At 62.0% G+C, this 15938-nt stretch carries 7 protein-coding genes; 5 read left to right on the top strand and 2 right to left on the bottom strand.

The features are described 5' to 3' along the window. Window positions 1–20: 20 nt before the first annotated feature. Window positions 21–1718 (bottom strand): alpha/beta fold hydrolase, encoded by a 1698-nt coding sequence (locus tag ACSFBF_RS07905; RefSeq protein WP_435465746.1) that lies wholly within the window; start codon window positions 1716–1718, stop codon window positions 21–23. Window positions 1719–1936: 218 nt separating this feature from the next. On the opposite strand from ACSFBF_RS07905, the gene ACSFBF_RS07900 reads away from it, so the two are divergent. Next, on the top strand, window positions 1937–2203 hold the full coding sequence (locus ACSFBF_RS07900; RefSeq protein ID WP_435465745.1) for a hypothetical protein: 267 nt from the start codon (window positions 1937–1939) through the stop codon (window positions 2201–2203). A gap of 39 nt (window positions 2204–2242) precedes the next feature. Here the strand turns inward: ACSFBF_RS07900 and ACSFBF_RS07895 are convergent, their stop codons facing one another. After that, window positions 2243–2449 (bottom strand): hypothetical protein, encoded by a 207-nt coding sequence (locus ACSFBF_RS07895; RefSeq protein ID WP_435465744.1) that lies wholly within the window; start codon window positions 2447–2449, stop codon window positions 2243–2245. A gap of 289 nt (window positions 2450–2738) precedes the next feature. On the opposite strand from ACSFBF_RS07895, the gene ACSFBF_RS07890 reads away from it, so the two are divergent. The 4 genes from ACSFBF_RS07890 (at window position 2739) to ACSFBF_RS07875 (ending at window position 15913) form a co-directional block, all read left to right on the top strand. Next, the gene (locus tag ACSFBF_RS07890; protein WP_435465743.1) at window positions 2739–12866 is read left to right on the top strand and encodes a two-partner secretion domain-containing protein; all 10128 of its coding nucleotides are present in this window, start codon (window positions 2739–2741) and stop codon (window positions 12864–12866) included. Beyond that, window positions 12863–13456 (top strand): hypothetical protein, encoded by a 594-nt coding sequence (locus tag ACSFBF_RS07885; protein ID WP_435465742.1) that lies wholly within the window; start codon window positions 12863–12865, stop codon window positions 13454–13456. Before ACSFBF_RS07890 ends, ACSFBF_RS07885 begins: the two co-directional genes overlap by 4 nt. A gap of 74 nt (window positions 13457–13530) precedes the next feature. Continuing rightward, window positions 13531–14121: a hypothetical protein gene (locus ACSFBF_RS07880; RefSeq protein ID WP_435465741.1), complete on the top strand. Its 591-nt coding sequence runs from the start codon at window positions 13531–13533 to the stop codon at window positions 14119–14121. 88 nt (window positions 14122–14209) lie between these two features. Further along, on the top strand, window positions 14210–15913 hold the full coding sequence (locus tag ACSFBF_RS07875) for a ShlB/FhaC/HecB family hemolysin secretion/activation protein (protein WP_435465942.1): 1704 nt from the start codon (window positions 14210–14212) through the stop codon (window positions 15911–15913). Window positions 15914–15938: the final 25 nt, after the last annotated feature.

The raw sequence follows: 15938 nt of genomic DNA, 5'->3' as shown, positions 1-15938 counted from the left end.
GCACGGTGCCCGGTGGCAACTCAGGGCGCCTTCGGCCGCGACGACGGCTCCCACGAGTCGGGCGTGGTCGCCACCAGCGACTTGAAGTCCTTCCACGACCGGGCACCAGGGATGGTGCGCCCGCCGACGATCAGCGCCTTCGCGAACACCACCATGCGCTCGCGCAGATAGGCTCGGTCGGATTCGGGCCAGGTCTCGATCGAATGCGGCCCGCGCGCCAGCACGATCTCCTTCACGCCGCGGATGCGGTTGTAGGCGGCCACCGTGCCTTCGAGCGTTTCCGCGCGGTCCCACAGGCCCTTGCCGAAGAAGGCGGCAGGCCAGCGGTCCATGCCCGCGAGCGTGGACGAGTTCGGATAGAAAACGATGTGGTGGTCGGCCGCCATGCCGCCCAGGAACAGATTGCGGTCGGCCAGGTCGGGCGCATCGCCCACATAGCCCGCGCCGCTGGCGAACGACGACAGCAATATTGCGCCGCGGATGTTCCGCAGACCCTTGGGCGGCGTGCAGTTGGGCTCGGGCATGTCGAAGCTGCACTGGGCCACGTAGTTCCTCGTCATGGCCCAGGCGGTGGACATCGAGCCGCGCGAGTAGCCGCCGAGCACCAGCGGAATCTCGCTCGACGCCATGCCCGCGAGCAGCTTGCCCCGGGTGGCTTCGCCTTCGAGCACTTGGCCCTGGGGCGTGAGGATGCGTAGCCCGCGCCCGGTTTCCAGCGCCGTGAGCGCGCGGAACACGTCTTCGCCTTGCTCCAGCGTGTTGGTGTCGCTGAAACCGCCCGACAAGCCTTCGCCGCGTCGGTCGTAGGCCAGCACGTCGAAGCCGGCCTGATTGAGCGCATACAGGTTCTCGCGCCACCAGCGTTGGCCCATGGTCTCGGTGGTCGCGTTGGGAAAGTTGATGGGAACGGTCTTGCCGGTCTTCTCGTCGATGCGGTACGAGGCTTCGTCGGGGTGCTGGATGGCCGTGAGCTGCCCGCCGCCGCCCGGCGCCATGATGACCAGCGCGCGCACCTTCTTGCCCTTGCCGCCGTCTACGCCCGCGCCTTCGATGTACCAGCCGCGCAGCTTGATGTCGCCGGTCATCTTCAGGTCGATGCGCTCGAAGGTGTCGCGCGGCGCGGTGAACTCGACCACGTAGGTGCGGGCGTCGGCCTCGGCAATGCCTTCGCGGTACGGCGCCTTGGCGAAGAAAGCGGGCCGGCGGATCTGCTTCAGGTCGACCTGGCCGTCCGGATCAATCTTGCCGGAGGGGTCGACCACGCCGGTCGAGCGCGTGGCGCGCTCCTTGTTGGGCGGCAGCCAGCGCTGCATCTGCGCGTCGATGCGCTTGAAGCACGCCGGGTCTTCCTTGCAGGCGCGCCAGCGGGCCTTGAGCTTGTCGTCGGTGAACTCGGCGATGTGATAGTCGCCGCCCGCATAGCCGGAAGGCGTAGGGTTGGCCGTCATCAGCACCGGCACGCAGACCTTGGTGCCGGTTCCCTTCGGGCCTTGAGGCAGCAGGTAGCCGCCCATCATGGCGTTGCGGTCGGTGCCGACCCAGGCCGTGCAGTCGGTAGGCGGCGGCGTGCTGGCGGTGGCCAGGCGCTGGGCTTCGGTGGGGCCGGTGCAAGCGCCCAGCAGGAGCACAAGCGCGGCGGCAAGGCCAGATGCGGCGGATGCGGCGGATGCGGCTGCGCGGCGGCGAAGCCGGGCAGGGCGCGTGATCGTTTCGGTCATCGAATCGGGTGCTCCGGGAAGGCTCCGGGAACAGGAAATCTGGAAGCTCCGATCTTCGCCGCATCGGCGCTGCGCAACGGGAGCCGAAACCGTTTCTGGATACAAGTTCGCTCCTTGTTTTTGTAGGACATTTCCTGCACGTGCATGCGAATATTTCTACTCTTTGCCGCTGCTGCGTGCGCGTCCAATCGCCGCCGCTTCACAAGGAGACAAGAGAGATGAACTTCGAAGGCATCTATTGCTTCGACACCGCGAGCGTGCGATTTGCCTTCTACCCCGAAGGCCCTGGCGGCCCCCGAGTCATCGCGCAGATTTCCGAAGAAACTTTGCATGACGAATTCGGCACGCGCGAGGTCGGCGACCACCTGCTGGAAACGTGCCGGCAGCACTTTCACGTCATAGAGCCCGTGGCCGTCGCCCGCTACCAAGCCGGGCCGCGTCGGTCCATCACGCTCACGATCGACGACTTCGCGCTGCACGCCTGAGCCGGTAAGGCTTGAAGGCGCTGTGTGCGATTCAATCAATCAACCGTGTCCGGCAGGCGCGCGGAGACGGATCTCGCTCTGCAGCGCACGCTGGCCGGCTGAGAGCGCCAGTTCGTAGCTCTCCACAGCGTCATACGCTTTGCGCAACACGCGCGGGTGCGTGCCCCTGTCGTCGGTTTCCAGCAACTGCCAGACAAAGGCGCCCGGTAGCGGTTCTTCGATGGTGAGTTCGATGGGGTGTGTCATGGGTTTCACCATGGCGCGGCGGGGGAGTTTTGTCTGTAGGTCAGCGGCGATGGCTGTTGCGCGGAGAGCGGGGCAAACGCCGGGCGTCGCGCGCGAATTCACTGGCATGCGGTGGCGGTGCATGTCGAGTAATTCATATGCATTACATCGGCCGAAAAATTTCGACGTGTTATTACAAATCGTGACTAAATGCCTTGCTGAGATGTAACGCTATCCCATAATCGCGCCCGCAATACGTGTTTCGACACAAAAGTGTTGCTAATTAACAGAGATTTCAGGGGCGTAAAACATGAATCGGCACTTGCACCGCGTTGTCTTCAATGCGGCCAGAGGTATGCGTATGGTGGTCCAGGAAACGGCCACCAGCACGGGCAAGGGGGCAAGCAAGGCCACTTCTACTTCCGGCGTCGCGTTGCTTGGCGCGGTGATTGCTGGCGCTCTGGCTGCAGGACCGGTTCATGCGCAGATTGCCGGCGCACCCAACGTTTCCGGCAACCTTCGCCCAACCGTACTGGTGGCGCCCAACGGCGTGCCGCTGGTCAACATCCAGACACCCTCGGCCGCAGGCGTTTCGCGCAACGTCTACAACCAGTTCAACGTGGGCGCGAACGGCGCCATCCTGAACAACAGCCGGGTGAATGTGCAGACCCAACTGGGCGGGTTCGTGCAAGGCAATCCGTTCCTGGCAACGGGCCCGGCGCGCATCATCCTGAACGAAGTCAACGGCGGCTCGCCGAGCCAGCTTCGCGGGTACATCGAGGTGGGTGGCCAGCGAGCAGAAGTGATCATTGCGAACCCGGCCGGCATCAGCGTGGACGGAGGCGGCTTCATCAACGCCTCGCGGGCCACGCTCACCACGGGGACGCCGCAGTTCAATGCGATCGGGGGGCTCGACAGTTTCTTGGTTCGAGGTGGCACCGTCACCATCGATGGCGCCGGGCTCGATGCGAGCAAGACCGACTACGCAGCCATCCTGGCGCGTGCTGTGCAAGTCAATGCGGGTATCTGGGCGAGTGAGCTCAAGGTGGTGACTGGCGCGAACGAGATCAGCGCCGATCACAGTCAGGTTACGCCGACAGCGGGCACCGGTGCTGCTCCGACTTTCGCGCTCGACGTTGCGGCGTTGGGTGGCATGTATGCGAACAAGATTTCGCTGATTGGGACTGAGGCTGGTCTCGGGGTGCGCAATGCCGGGAACATCGGTGCTGGTGCAGGCGGGCTTGTCGTCACTGCAGCGGGTCGTCTTGAAAATATCGGCACGCTGGAAGGCCAGCGTGTTGAACTGACCACTCCCGGTGACATCGACAACCGTGGCGGCACGATCCGCCAGACCAGCACGGCTGGCCTGACTATCGCCTCGCCAGTCTTGAGCAACACCAATGGCGGCGTGATCGGCGCCGAGCCTGTAAGTGCTGGCACGGGCAGCACCAGTACAAGCAATGGTGGCACAACAAGCTCGGAAGGCGCGAGTTCTGGCACCAGCGGCGGTGGCACGACGACGCCATCTGCAACGGACGGCACCGGCACTGGCGGTAGAGCCGCGTCCACCACGTACACGCCCCCCGCACCTGGCGCCATCACCGCAGGCGGCACCATCTCCAACGACGGTGGACGCATCTACGCGGGCGGCCCCATCACGCTGAACACGCCCCAGATCAACAACGCAGGCGGTACGTTGAACGTTGCGACGATGGCGCTCAGCGGGGCGAACTTCAGCAATGCCGGCGGCACCCTGAATGTCAGCAACAGCTTTAGCGCCAACGTCGGCCAACTCGACAACAGCGGCGGCACCTTGCACGCGGGCAGCCTGCAGATCAACACCACGGGCAACCTGGTCAACGTCAACGGGAAGCTCACCAGCGACAGCGATGCCAACCTGACCATAGGGGGCAAGGTCGACAACACGCGCGGAACCGTCTCGGCCACCGGGGCACTGACCGCAAGCGTTGCTGGATCGGTCCACAACACGTCGGGCACCCTGGTCGCCAACAACAGCGTCGCACTCACCGGCGCGTCCCTGGACAACGCCCAGGGCAGCATCCAGTCGGCCAACGCGAACACGCAACTCGCCGTCACGAACCAGTTGACCAATAACGGCGGAACCATCGGCGCGGGCACGGACGTCTCGGTGCACGCCGGCTCGCTGAGCAACAGCGGTTCCATCCGGGGCACCGACGACACGGCGCTCACCGTCTCTGGCGCCTTGACCAACGACGGCAACATCACCGCTGGGCGCAACGCCACGGTCACAGCAGGCAGCGTGGCATTTGGCACCGCCGGCGTGCTCGGTGCAGGTGTGGGCAACGACGGCAAGCTCGGTGTAGTCGGCGATCTGCGCGTGACTGCTTCCGGTGCACTGGTCGCCAATGGCACCAACCTCGCCGCAGGCAACGCCATGCTGCAAGGCGCGAGCGTCGACCTGTCATCGAGCCAGACCAGTGCGGCCAACATCGCGGTCGCGGCCACACAAGGCAACGTGACCACCAGCGGCGCTACCGTCTCCACACCGGGCACGCTCGCCATCACGGCCAACAGCCAGCCCACGCAGACGCTGGTCAACAACGCCGGCCTGGTCAACGCCGGTGAACTCGATCTGCACGTCTCGAACATCGCCAACACGAACAACGGCCAGATCGTGCAGACCGGCACCGGTGCGACCACCATCGCCGCCTCCGGGAGCATCGACAACTCCGGCGGCCGCATTGCCAGCAATGGCCAGGACCTGCGCCTGCAGGCCGCGAGCATCGTCAACACGGCGGGCAAGATCGAGCATGCCGGCGCCGGCACCTTGACCCTCTCCGGCGGCACCTACAGCGGTGCCAACGGACAGATCACGGGCAACGGGACCCTCGCCGTTGCCATGTCCGGCAATTTCGCCCAGGACGCAGGCACGACCACCGCGAAGCAGATCACCATCAACGCGGGCTTCTTGAGCAACCGTGGCGGCCAGATCATCCAAACCGGCCCCAATGCCACGCGCATCACGGTCGTTGGGGCTTTCGACAACACCGCTGGCACCATCGCCAGCAATGGCAACACGACCATCGCGGCCGGCAGCCTGACCAACCAGGGCGGGACTGTGCGTGCCGCCGAGGCGTCCAGCCTTGGACTGAGCGTCGGCGGGGCAATCGACAACAGCAACAAGGGCGTGATCGGTGCCGGTGGCAGCACCACCGTCACAGCGGGCAGCCTGAACAACAATGCCGGCAGCGTGACCGCCGTCGGGGATCTGAATGCCACGGTGGACGGTGCTGTCACGAACGTCGGCGGTACGCTGGCGGCCAACGGCAACACCACGCTCGTCGCCGGGACGCTGGACAACAGCAGTGGAACCGCTGCCGCGGTGAACGGCAACCTCAGCGTCACGACCTCGGGCACGACGACCAACAACCAAGGGACGATGCAGGCCGGCGGCAACACCGCGCTGGTGAACGGTGGATTGGTGAATATCGCGGGCAAGGTCACTGGCAATGCTCTGTCGGTCAACACGAACGCCAACACGCTGAACAATGGCCAGGGCACGCTGGCTGCGACCACCGCCGTCAGTCTGCAGTCGGGCGCCCTGGCCAACGACGCCGGTCTGATCCAGTCCGGCGGTGCGATGACCATCAACACGAATGGTCAGAGCCTCAGCAACACCAACGCGGCCGGCTACAGCAACCAGCAGGGCGGCATCACCAGCGCCGACACACTGGATCTGAAGACGGGCGCTGTCAACAACGCGGGCGGCTTCATCGGCGCCAAGAACGCGCTGACGGCCAACACCCAGGCGTTCTCCAACACTGCAGGCGGCGTAGTGCTTGGCCAGTCGGGCGCCGCCATCAATACCGGCGGCGCGGCCTACGACAATAGCGGCGGGCAGACACTCGCCACGGGTGACCTGGGCATTGCTGGCGGCAGCATCACCAACAACGGCGGCCTGATCCGCTCCGCAGCCACCACCACGCTTAACGCCGGCAGCGTCGGCAACACCAGCACCCAAGGCAGCAATCAAGGCATCGAGAGCAAGAATGTCGTCATCGGCACCGGCAATCTCGACAACACCTCCGGCGCCATCCGCGCCGATGTCGATGCGACCATCACCAGTGGCGGTACCGTCAACAACACCTCGGGCCTGATCTCGGCGGCGAATGCGCTGACCATTCGGGACCCGAACGCGAGCCCACCCGCCGCCAAGACGCTCAGCCTGCTCAACACCAACGGCACGCTGGTGGCGGACAAGAGTCTGAAGATCGACGCCGCCACCTTCAGCGGCGACGGCAAAGCCATCTCCGGCCAGGACCTGAGCATTGGGCTCACGCAAGACATCGTTAACAACGGCGAAGTCGCGGCCAACGGCAACCTGAGCTACACCACCACGGGCAACTTCACGAACAATGGCAAGCTGCTGGCGGGGCAAACGCTTACCGTGGGCGGCAACAACGTCGACAACACCGCCAGCGCAGAAATGTCGGGGGCGAATACCACCGTCAACGCCAGCGGCACGCTGACCAACCGCGGTCTGATCGACAGCAAGGGAAATACGCAGATCAATGCGGGCACGCTGAACAACATCGGCACAGGGCGCATCTACGGCAACGCGATCTCCATCGCGGCTGGCACGCTCAACAACGACGCCGAGACGGCCAACGGCGTGACCAAGGCGGCAACCATCGCGGCGCGAGATACCCTGAACATCGGTGCAGGCACGATCAACAACCGGGAGCACGCGCTGATCTTCAGTGGCGGCCTCGGTGTGGGTTCGATGAACATCGGTGGTTCCCTCGATGCCAATCGCAAAGCCACCGGTCAAGGCGGTGTTCTTAACAACCTGAGTGCGGACATCGAGTCCTTGGGCGACATGTCGATCTCGATGGCGCAGGTCAACAACCGCGACGTGCACATCCAGAAGGGCACCCCCACAGTGACCTCCAGTCTGGTTATTGGCATCGCGCCCAAAACGCCCGTAGGCAGCGGCGTAGGGCGGACCACGACCTATTCCTTGGATGAGGTCACTCTCGACTACGCCAACGGACTTGTCTATCGCAAGGACACGGGAGAGCTTGTCGGCATCGGTGGCTTCGGCGTCTGGAACAACCAGGTCACCACCACCACGGATACCGCGATCAACGCCGATCCGGCCCGTCTCGTAGCGGGCGGCAACATGAATGTGAACGGACGCCTGTACAACCAGGACAGTCAGGTGCTGGCCGGAGGGACGATCACCACCAACGATTACGTGCCCGATCAGATGACCGGCCAGCTCACGGTCACAGGTTCGGCGACGGTGTACGACAACCTCGGTCAGCTGCAGATGGCGAACATCCCGATCATCGTTGCGCCCAAGACGATCGACCTCGGAGCCTATAAGCACCAACCCAACATCAATGCCTCCAGCGGCTATGACGCGGGAAGCGCCCCGGTCGGTGGCGCGACGGGCGGTGCGGGCGGCGCTGGTGGTGTGAATGGTGCCAGTCGCCTTGGCGCCATCGTCGAGGTGCCGGCCAATGTAGGTGGGTTCGTGAAGACCTCAGGCAGCACGGCGGGCGAGGCCGCCAGTGCAAGCGGTGCCGGTGGTGCCGGCGCCAGTCAGACGGTACCGATGGTTGTGCGTACCAGCATGCCGAACATCGGTCTTCCGACGGCCAGCTTGTTCAACATCCACACCGGTCCAGGTGGCTATCTGGTCGAAACCGATCCGCGTTTTGCGAACTATCGCAACTGGCTCAGCAGCGACTACATGCTGAGCAGCCTCGGGTTCGATCCGAACAACACCCTCAAGCGTTTGGGCGATGGCTTCTATGAGCAGAAGCTCATTCGCGAGCAGGTGGCGCAACTCACGGGCTACCGCTACCTGGATGGTTTCAGCAATGACGACGACCAGTACGCTGCATTGATGGATGCAGGCGCCACCTTCGCCAAGCAATACGGCCTGCGTCCGGGCGTAGCCTTGAGTGCGGCTCAGATGGCGCAGTTGACCAGCGACATCGTTTGGCTCGTGGAGCAGACGGTGACGCTGCCCGATGGAACGACACAACGGGTGCTTGTGCCACAGGTCTACGTGCGTGTGCGGCCCGGTGACGTCGATGGCTCGGGGGCTCTGCTGAGTGCTGACGCGGCGGTGATCAAGAGTTCGGGGGACCTCGTCAATACCGGCACCATAGCGGGGCGAAGTCTGGTCAAGATCGACGCGGAAAACGTCAGCAACCTCGGCGGCCGAATTGTTGGTGGCAGCATTGGCATCAACGCCCGTAACGACCTGAACAACATCGGCGGAAGCATCACAGCCCGGGACTCGGCAGTCCTGACAGCCGGGCGCGACATCAATATCCGGACGACGACACAGACCGCCGGCACGAGCACCGGCATTGATCGCGTGGCCGGTGTCTACGTGACCAATCCCGGAGGCGTGTTAATCGCCTCGGCGGGACGGGATGCCAATCTCATCGGAGCAGCGTTAGTCAGCGCGGGGGCTGCGTCGGTGGGGGCGGGGCGCAACATCAACATGGGCACGGTGTCTGAGGGATACACCATCTCGTTCGCAAACAAGAACGGTGCAGGTATTTCATCGGAGAGCCGAGAGGTGGGGTCGGTCATACAGGGGCAGGACAACGTGCGGTTGGCGGCTGGCAATGACTTGAACATCCGCGCGGGTGCCGTCGCCAGCGTGGATGGCGCGTTGGTCGCCACAGCCAAGAACGACATCAACGTCACGGCCGGGCAGTCCACGACCAGCGTGACCGCGGCCACGCAACGGTCGTCCAAGTCTCTGTTCAAGAAGAGCAGTTCCAGTACCTTCGACAGCACCACTACCACGGACGTTCTCTCCAGTAGTCTGAGTGGCAAGAGCGTGGCATTGCTGGCGGGCAACGACATCAACCTCCAGGCTGCACAGCTTCATTCCGACGAGGCCATGAGCCTCTCGGCGGGGCGGGACATCAATCTGACGACCGCCAACCGCACGAGTCAGGAACTCCATGCCGCGCAAAGCAAGAGCAGCGGCACGGTCTTCGGTCAACTCGCCGCTGGCGCCACGTTCGCCGGCGATGCGACTGCAGTGGCCATTGCCGGCAACAAGAAATCCTCCAACCATGCCGAAGCCAGCATCGAGACCCGAGCCATCGGCACTAGCATTTCCGCCGGCAACCTGCAGACCTTGAGCGGCCGAGACACGACCCTGCAGGGGGTCACCGTGGTTGCCGACAACGACGTCACCATGATGGCCGGGCGCAATCTCACCATCGAGAGCGCACAGAACACCCGCGCCGAGACTAGCTACGACGCCAACGGTAAGTCCGGCATGGTCGGCACTTGGTACAACCCAGCCATCGGCAACGTCAAGGGCTCGCAAGCGAACGCGACCGTCAGCACAACGCAGCAGGCGAGCCAGGTGGCCAGCCTGCAAGGCAACGTGACCCTGGTGGCGGCCAACGACTACCGCCAGACCGCCAGCAGCATCATGGCTGCCGGACAAGCAGGTCCGTTGGTGGGCGGCGACGTCAACATCCTCGCCAAGAACGTAGTCATCAACGAGGCTTACAACACTACGCAATCGGTCACGCTGGATAAGAGCTCCAGCACGATCGTGGGCGGTAGCGCCAGCTTCGCCGGCGTTAGCACCGACACCCTCAAGGGCGCTTCCAGCACGATCAAGGCCATGGGCGACACAGGCGACGGCCGCATGCAGGCCCTGGGCGCCGTCAATCTGGCCATGAGCGGCAAACAGGCCTATGACGCTGCCCAGGCCATTGGCGGCACAGGTCAACTCAGCTACGGCGTGAGTGTCAATGTCAGCCGCAACACCAGCCAGAGCACCAGCTTCACCAACAGCAGCGAAGCTGTGGGATCCAGCGTGGTGGGAGCGAACAACGTCAATATCGTAGCTACAGGCGGCGGCAAGGGATCCAACATCAGTGCCATTGGTTCCACCATCGCAGCAGGCAACACCGTCAATTTGGTGGCGGACAACGACGTGACGCTGCAGGCCAGTCGCAACACCAGTGTGACGGCTGGCCAGAACTCGAGCCATGGCGCCAATGTGGGGGTCACGTTCGGCGCAGGCGCGCAAAACGGCTTCAGCATCCAACTCGGCGTGAACAACGGACAGGGCAAAAACGACCAGAACGATGTCAGCTACAACACCACCCAAGTGAGCGGTGGCAAGGCTGTCAACATCAGTTCGGGCGGTGATCTGAACATGCGAGGGGCCACCGTCGAGGCCAATCGCGTCACGGCGGACGTGGGCGGCAACTTGAATATCGAGAGCCTGCAGGACGTGAGCGTGGGGCAGTCGCGCCAGAGCAGTTCGGGCTTCGGTTTGAGCTTGTGCATTCCACCGATCTGTTATGGCGTGGTAGCCACGGCCAGCGCCAGTGCGGCTGGTGCCAAGGCCGACGGCATCTTCGTGAGTCCGGCTGTGCAGTCCGGTATCAAGGCTGGGGACGGCGGCTTCGACGTGAAGGTGGCGGGCAACACAGATTTGAAGGGCGCCGTGATCGAGAGCACGCAGGCAGCAATCGACGCGGGCAAGAACAGCTTCAACACCGGCGGCACGCTGACGATGGTGGATCTGCAGAACGTCAGTCAGTCGAGCGGCAGCAGCTACTCGGTCAGCGGTAGCGTGGGCATTGGCTACACAACGGCGCCGACCGCAGCCACAGACACGGCGCCAGCCAGAGATATGACTGCTTCGTGGGCCGGACCAAACAACAGGCCTGGTGGCAGTGCTGGCATTGGCAGCTATTCGGGAAATAACCAGACCAGCGTCACGCGATCCGGCATCTCGGGCATTGCGGGGGGTCAGAGCGTCAGGACGGGCGACACCAGTAGTGCGGGCAAGTTGATCAAAGACTGGAACACGCAGACCATCGTCAAAGACGTTCAAGCACAGGCGCAAATCACACAGCAGTTCAATCAGAACGCGGCGAGGGAGATCGGCACATATGCAGGCAACCAGGCCGCCCAGCTTCGTACCCAAGCCAAGGTGGAGACCGACCCTGCCAAGCAGCAAGCGCTTCTAAACGAAGCCAGCCAATGGGACGAGGGTGGCTCCTATCGAGTGGCGTTACACACGGCCGCAGGCGCGCTGGGAGGCGGTATCGGCGGCGCATTGGGGGCAGGCGCCAGCGCAGCGCTGATGCCACGGATTGGGCTGGCCATCGCGGACATGGACTTGCCAGCACCGGTTGCGCAGGCATTGGGGGCCGTCAGCGCGGCGGCGATTGGGGGCATGACTGGAGGAACTGCCGGTGCAGCGAGCGCCTATAGCGTCGATATCAACAATCGGCAACTGCACCCTGCGGAAACCAAGCTGATCAAAGACCATGCCAAGGAATATGCGGCCCAAAAGGGCATCAGCGTGGCCGATGCTGAGAAAGAGCTGGCAGCTCAAGCGTTCAGACAGGTTCAATTCGGTGCGTCTGGTGCCTGGGACCAGGATGCCAGCAAATTCTTGATGACTATTGCCAAGTACTACAGCCAAGGTCAGAACCTGCCAATAGATCCGGCATTTCCGCAAGCTGGCCTTGGGTACTACTTCCAGGCACCTGATGCACAAAAAGCCAATGCGGCAATCTATCTGAATGAGGTAATTCGCAGTCCCCAAGCTTTGCAGTTTTATCGCGACAACAACATTCAGCAGCCTACCATTGCCCAGATCGCTGTGGCTGCGAGCAAGAACCAAGGCTCTATAAATGAGATTACTCAACTAACGATTCAGGCCGCGACACTTGCGGGAGGGCTTGCCTTGGCGCCTGCCCTGAGTGGCCTTGCCGCCGAGGGTTATGCGTTCACGCAAAACCCGGTCGCGTACTGCACACTCAATCCAACAGGCTGTATTGTGGCGGCTGACTTTGCGGCAACAACCGTCGCTGGCGTACCAACGAGTGGCGTAGCGATTCCAGGCCAAGTAGGCAAAGCCGTAGGAAAAGTGGCTGAAGCAGAGTTGAACTCTGTTAGGGCAGCCGAAAGGGTAAGCGTTGGAAGCTTAGCAGAGGCGGGAACTGTAAATTTAGCTTTAGAAAACAAAGCTAGTGGTGAATTGCTTAGCGCGATCAATAACTTAGGATCAAAATCCTCAGCGCGTGGATCCTCCGTGATGGTTGGTGCTTATGATTCGACAACCGGACTCACATCGGTTGGTGCTAGCGGTGCGCTGAAGGCGGAAGATTTGAGTCCCACCATGGTGAAATTTGTAGAAGACAAGTTGGGTGTCCCGATTGGGCAGGCAACCAGCTTTTGTTCGAATCTTGCAGGATTTTGTGCCGAAGTTAAAGCGGCTGATAAATTGGTTCGGCAGGGCGCCGATCCTGCCAACATCAAATTTACAAATCCAGTTCGCCCGGGAATGGTCTATGGGAACACTTCAATTCCAGAAAATGCATTCGTGCCAACCTGCGCAAATTGCTCTACCACTTGGCCAAATGGATATAAAAATTGACTAATGAAAAATTAAATCCCAACTGGACGCCTCAAGGCGCGGACTGTTTTACATGGATTGCCATGGATTGCTCGGGAAAATTGGCAGTGATGAGCAATAACGGCTTCGGAGATTTGCCCGAGAGTCTGCTTGCTCGAAATGATTCGGAAGAGTTGTTAAATGAATTTTCGGATTTTTTGTTTGAGGAGTCTGAAAAATATCCAAGTAATCTTCAAAAAAATGGGTTGGTGAATTTGCATTTTTATTCCTCTTGGATTTATCGCTCGAAAAAGGACAAAAATGAAGTTTTTCTTGATATTTTGAATGATTGGAAGGGGCGGAGGAATCTTGCGAACGCAAATTTGAGCATCAACAAAGGGATGTTTGTTTTTGAGGCCTTGGATCATGGGAATATACCCGACGAATTTCCGGTCGGCTATTCTGGAAAATGTGAAAACGGTGATTATTACAAACATTTATCGCCAACGATATTTTCTCGCATCGAAGATATTCCATTTCCACTGAGGGGGATTGTTGCGAAATCGGATTTGCTTGATTTTTCTCGGGTTGATTTAATTTCGAGAAATGAAATTCGAAAATCGTTTGAATGAGTGGGCTCAATGAATTAATGTCTGATTAATTTATTTGGGCGTGGGGTAATTGCGACTTTGATAGAAATATAAATATGGCGTATAGGTGTGTTCTTTTTGCTGCCCTGTCTGCGACGACTCTTTCGTCATGCGCGTATCACGAAATCAACCCCGACGCGGCGCTGGCCGACATCCGTGCCAACAACGGCTACAACGAGTTGCCCGATGTCGAACCTGGCACCGCCAAGCTCATCCTGCGGGCCACCGGATCAGGCTATCCGGCCAACTTCTCGGTCAGCACCTCGTCACAAGCCTGTCGGGACTTCACGTCTCTGGGCAGCGTGGCTTACGCCGGCCGTGGCATCGTGTACCCCTGGATCGCCAACGCGGTGCAGCGCGGACGTCGGACCGAGCCTTATCTTGTTTATGAGGTTAAGCCGGGCGAGCCGATCCAAGTACGCGGCTATGGCTCCTGGGCGGATGGAACAGGCTCCGGCTATCGCACCGGCCATTGCGGCCCCTCCACGGTGAAGTTCACGCCGCAGGATGCGCACGCCTACACCGTTGAGTTCGTGTGGGGTAGCAAACCGGCCTGCAGCTTGAACGTCATGGATGCCACCGACCGTGATGCCCCGGTATCCGTTCCGGTGCAGATCGTCGCGGATTGCCCCGCACCCGTTCGCTGAAGGCGGTTCTGGCCCATACAGGCTTCGATCCTAGGACAAGAAAGAGAAGAGGGAGTCTGATTTGAAACGCAATTTGTTGGCGGCCGCCATGGCGGTCTGTCCTCTGCTGGCGATGAGCCAGCAATCGCCGACCACGCCACAACCCTTCGTCGAGCAACAACGACAGCAAGAGCGCGAACGTGCCTTGCGCGAGCAGAACGAGCGTACTGTCGATCAGCGTCCACAGACTGCACCGCCAGCACCGGTCCAGCGCATCCCTGAAGCCGAGTCCCCGTGCTTCCGCATCGACCGCGTGCTGCTGGTCGGCGAGCAGTCCGAATCCTTCCAATGGGCCGTGGCCGATCTGTCCGGCCCAGAGCGAAATGATTCACCCGTTGGCCGTTGCCTCGGCACGGCTGGCGCCAACGTGGTTCTCGCGCGCGCGCAGCAAGCTGTCATTGCGCGCGGCTACGTCACCACCCGCGTACTGGCTGCGCCGCAGGATCTCTCTGCCGGCACACTGACCCTGTCGCTGGTGCCCGGCCGCATCGCAGCCATTCGGACAACGCTCGACTCTTCGTCCACGCTGCTCGGCAGCTCCGCCTTGTTGACCACGGCCATTCCTGCGCGTCCAGGCGATCTTCTGAATTTGCGTGACGTCGAGCAGGGCCTTGAGAACCTGAAGCGTGCTCCCACGGCAGAGGCCGACATCCAGATCGAACCATCGACCGCCCCCAATGCCAAGCCCGGCGACAGCGACCTCGTCGTCAAGTACATCCAGGCCAAGAAGTGGCGTGTCACCTTAAGCCTGGACGACAGCGGCACCGAAGCCACCGGCCGCTACCAGGCTGGCGCAACCCTGTCCCTGGACAACCCCTTCGGTCTGAACGACCTGTTCTACGTCAGCGCCAACCACAACATCAACAACCACGTCTTCAGTGATTCGGCCAAGGGCACCGAAGGCCAGACCGTTCACTACTCGCTGCCTTACGGCTACTGGCTCTTGGGCTTCACCGCTTCCAACGGCCAGTACCACCAGAGCGTGGCCGGCCTGAACCAGGACTACGTCTACGCCGGCAAGTCCAACAACGCCGAGGTCAAGCTCTCGCGCCTGATCTACCGCGACCAGAGCCGCAAGACGACGGTGGCCATCAAGGGATGGCGGCGCGAGTCGCGCAACTTCGTGGACGACACCGAGGTCGAGGTACAGCACCGCGTGGTCGGCGGCTGGGAGTTGAGCCTGAACCACAAGGAGTTCATTGGTGAAGCGACGCTCGAGGGCACGCTGGCCTACAAGCGCGGCACCGGCGGCTTCGGCTCGCGTGTTGCGCCGGAAGAAGAGTTCGGCGAGGGCACCTCACGCCTGAAGCTGTATACGGCCGACATCACCCTCAACGCACCGTTCAAGCTTGGTGAGCAGAAGCTGCGCTACTCCGGCCTGATCCGCGCCCAGTGGAACCGCACGCTGCTGACGCCGCAAGACCGCTTCGCCATCGGGGGGCGTTACACGGTGCGCGGCTTCGATGGAGAGACGAGTCTGTTGGGCGAGCGCGGCTGGCTCATCCGCAACGACATCGGCTGGGCGATGGGGCAGAGCGGGGCGGAGCTGTACACAGGCATGGACTACGGCCATGTGGGCGGACGTTCGACGGTTGACCTTCTTGGCCGCAGCCTTGCCGGCGCAGTCGTCGGCGTGCGCGGCCAGTGGAGCAGGCTGAGCTACGACTTCTTCGTCGGTGCGCCGATCAGCAAGCCCGAGGGCTATCGCACTGCGAAGGTGACTTTGGGGTTCAACCTCAATGCGAGCTTCTGACACGCCGCTCGTCGCGTCCTTGAGA

Origin of the sequence: Variovorax nivicola (assembly GCF_051216475.1) — a bacterium.
Classification (GTDB): Bacteria; Pseudomonadota; Gammaproteobacteria; order Burkholderiales; family Burkholderiaceae_C; genus Variovorax.
This window is presented reverse-complemented; position numbering and strand designations above follow the sequence as displayed.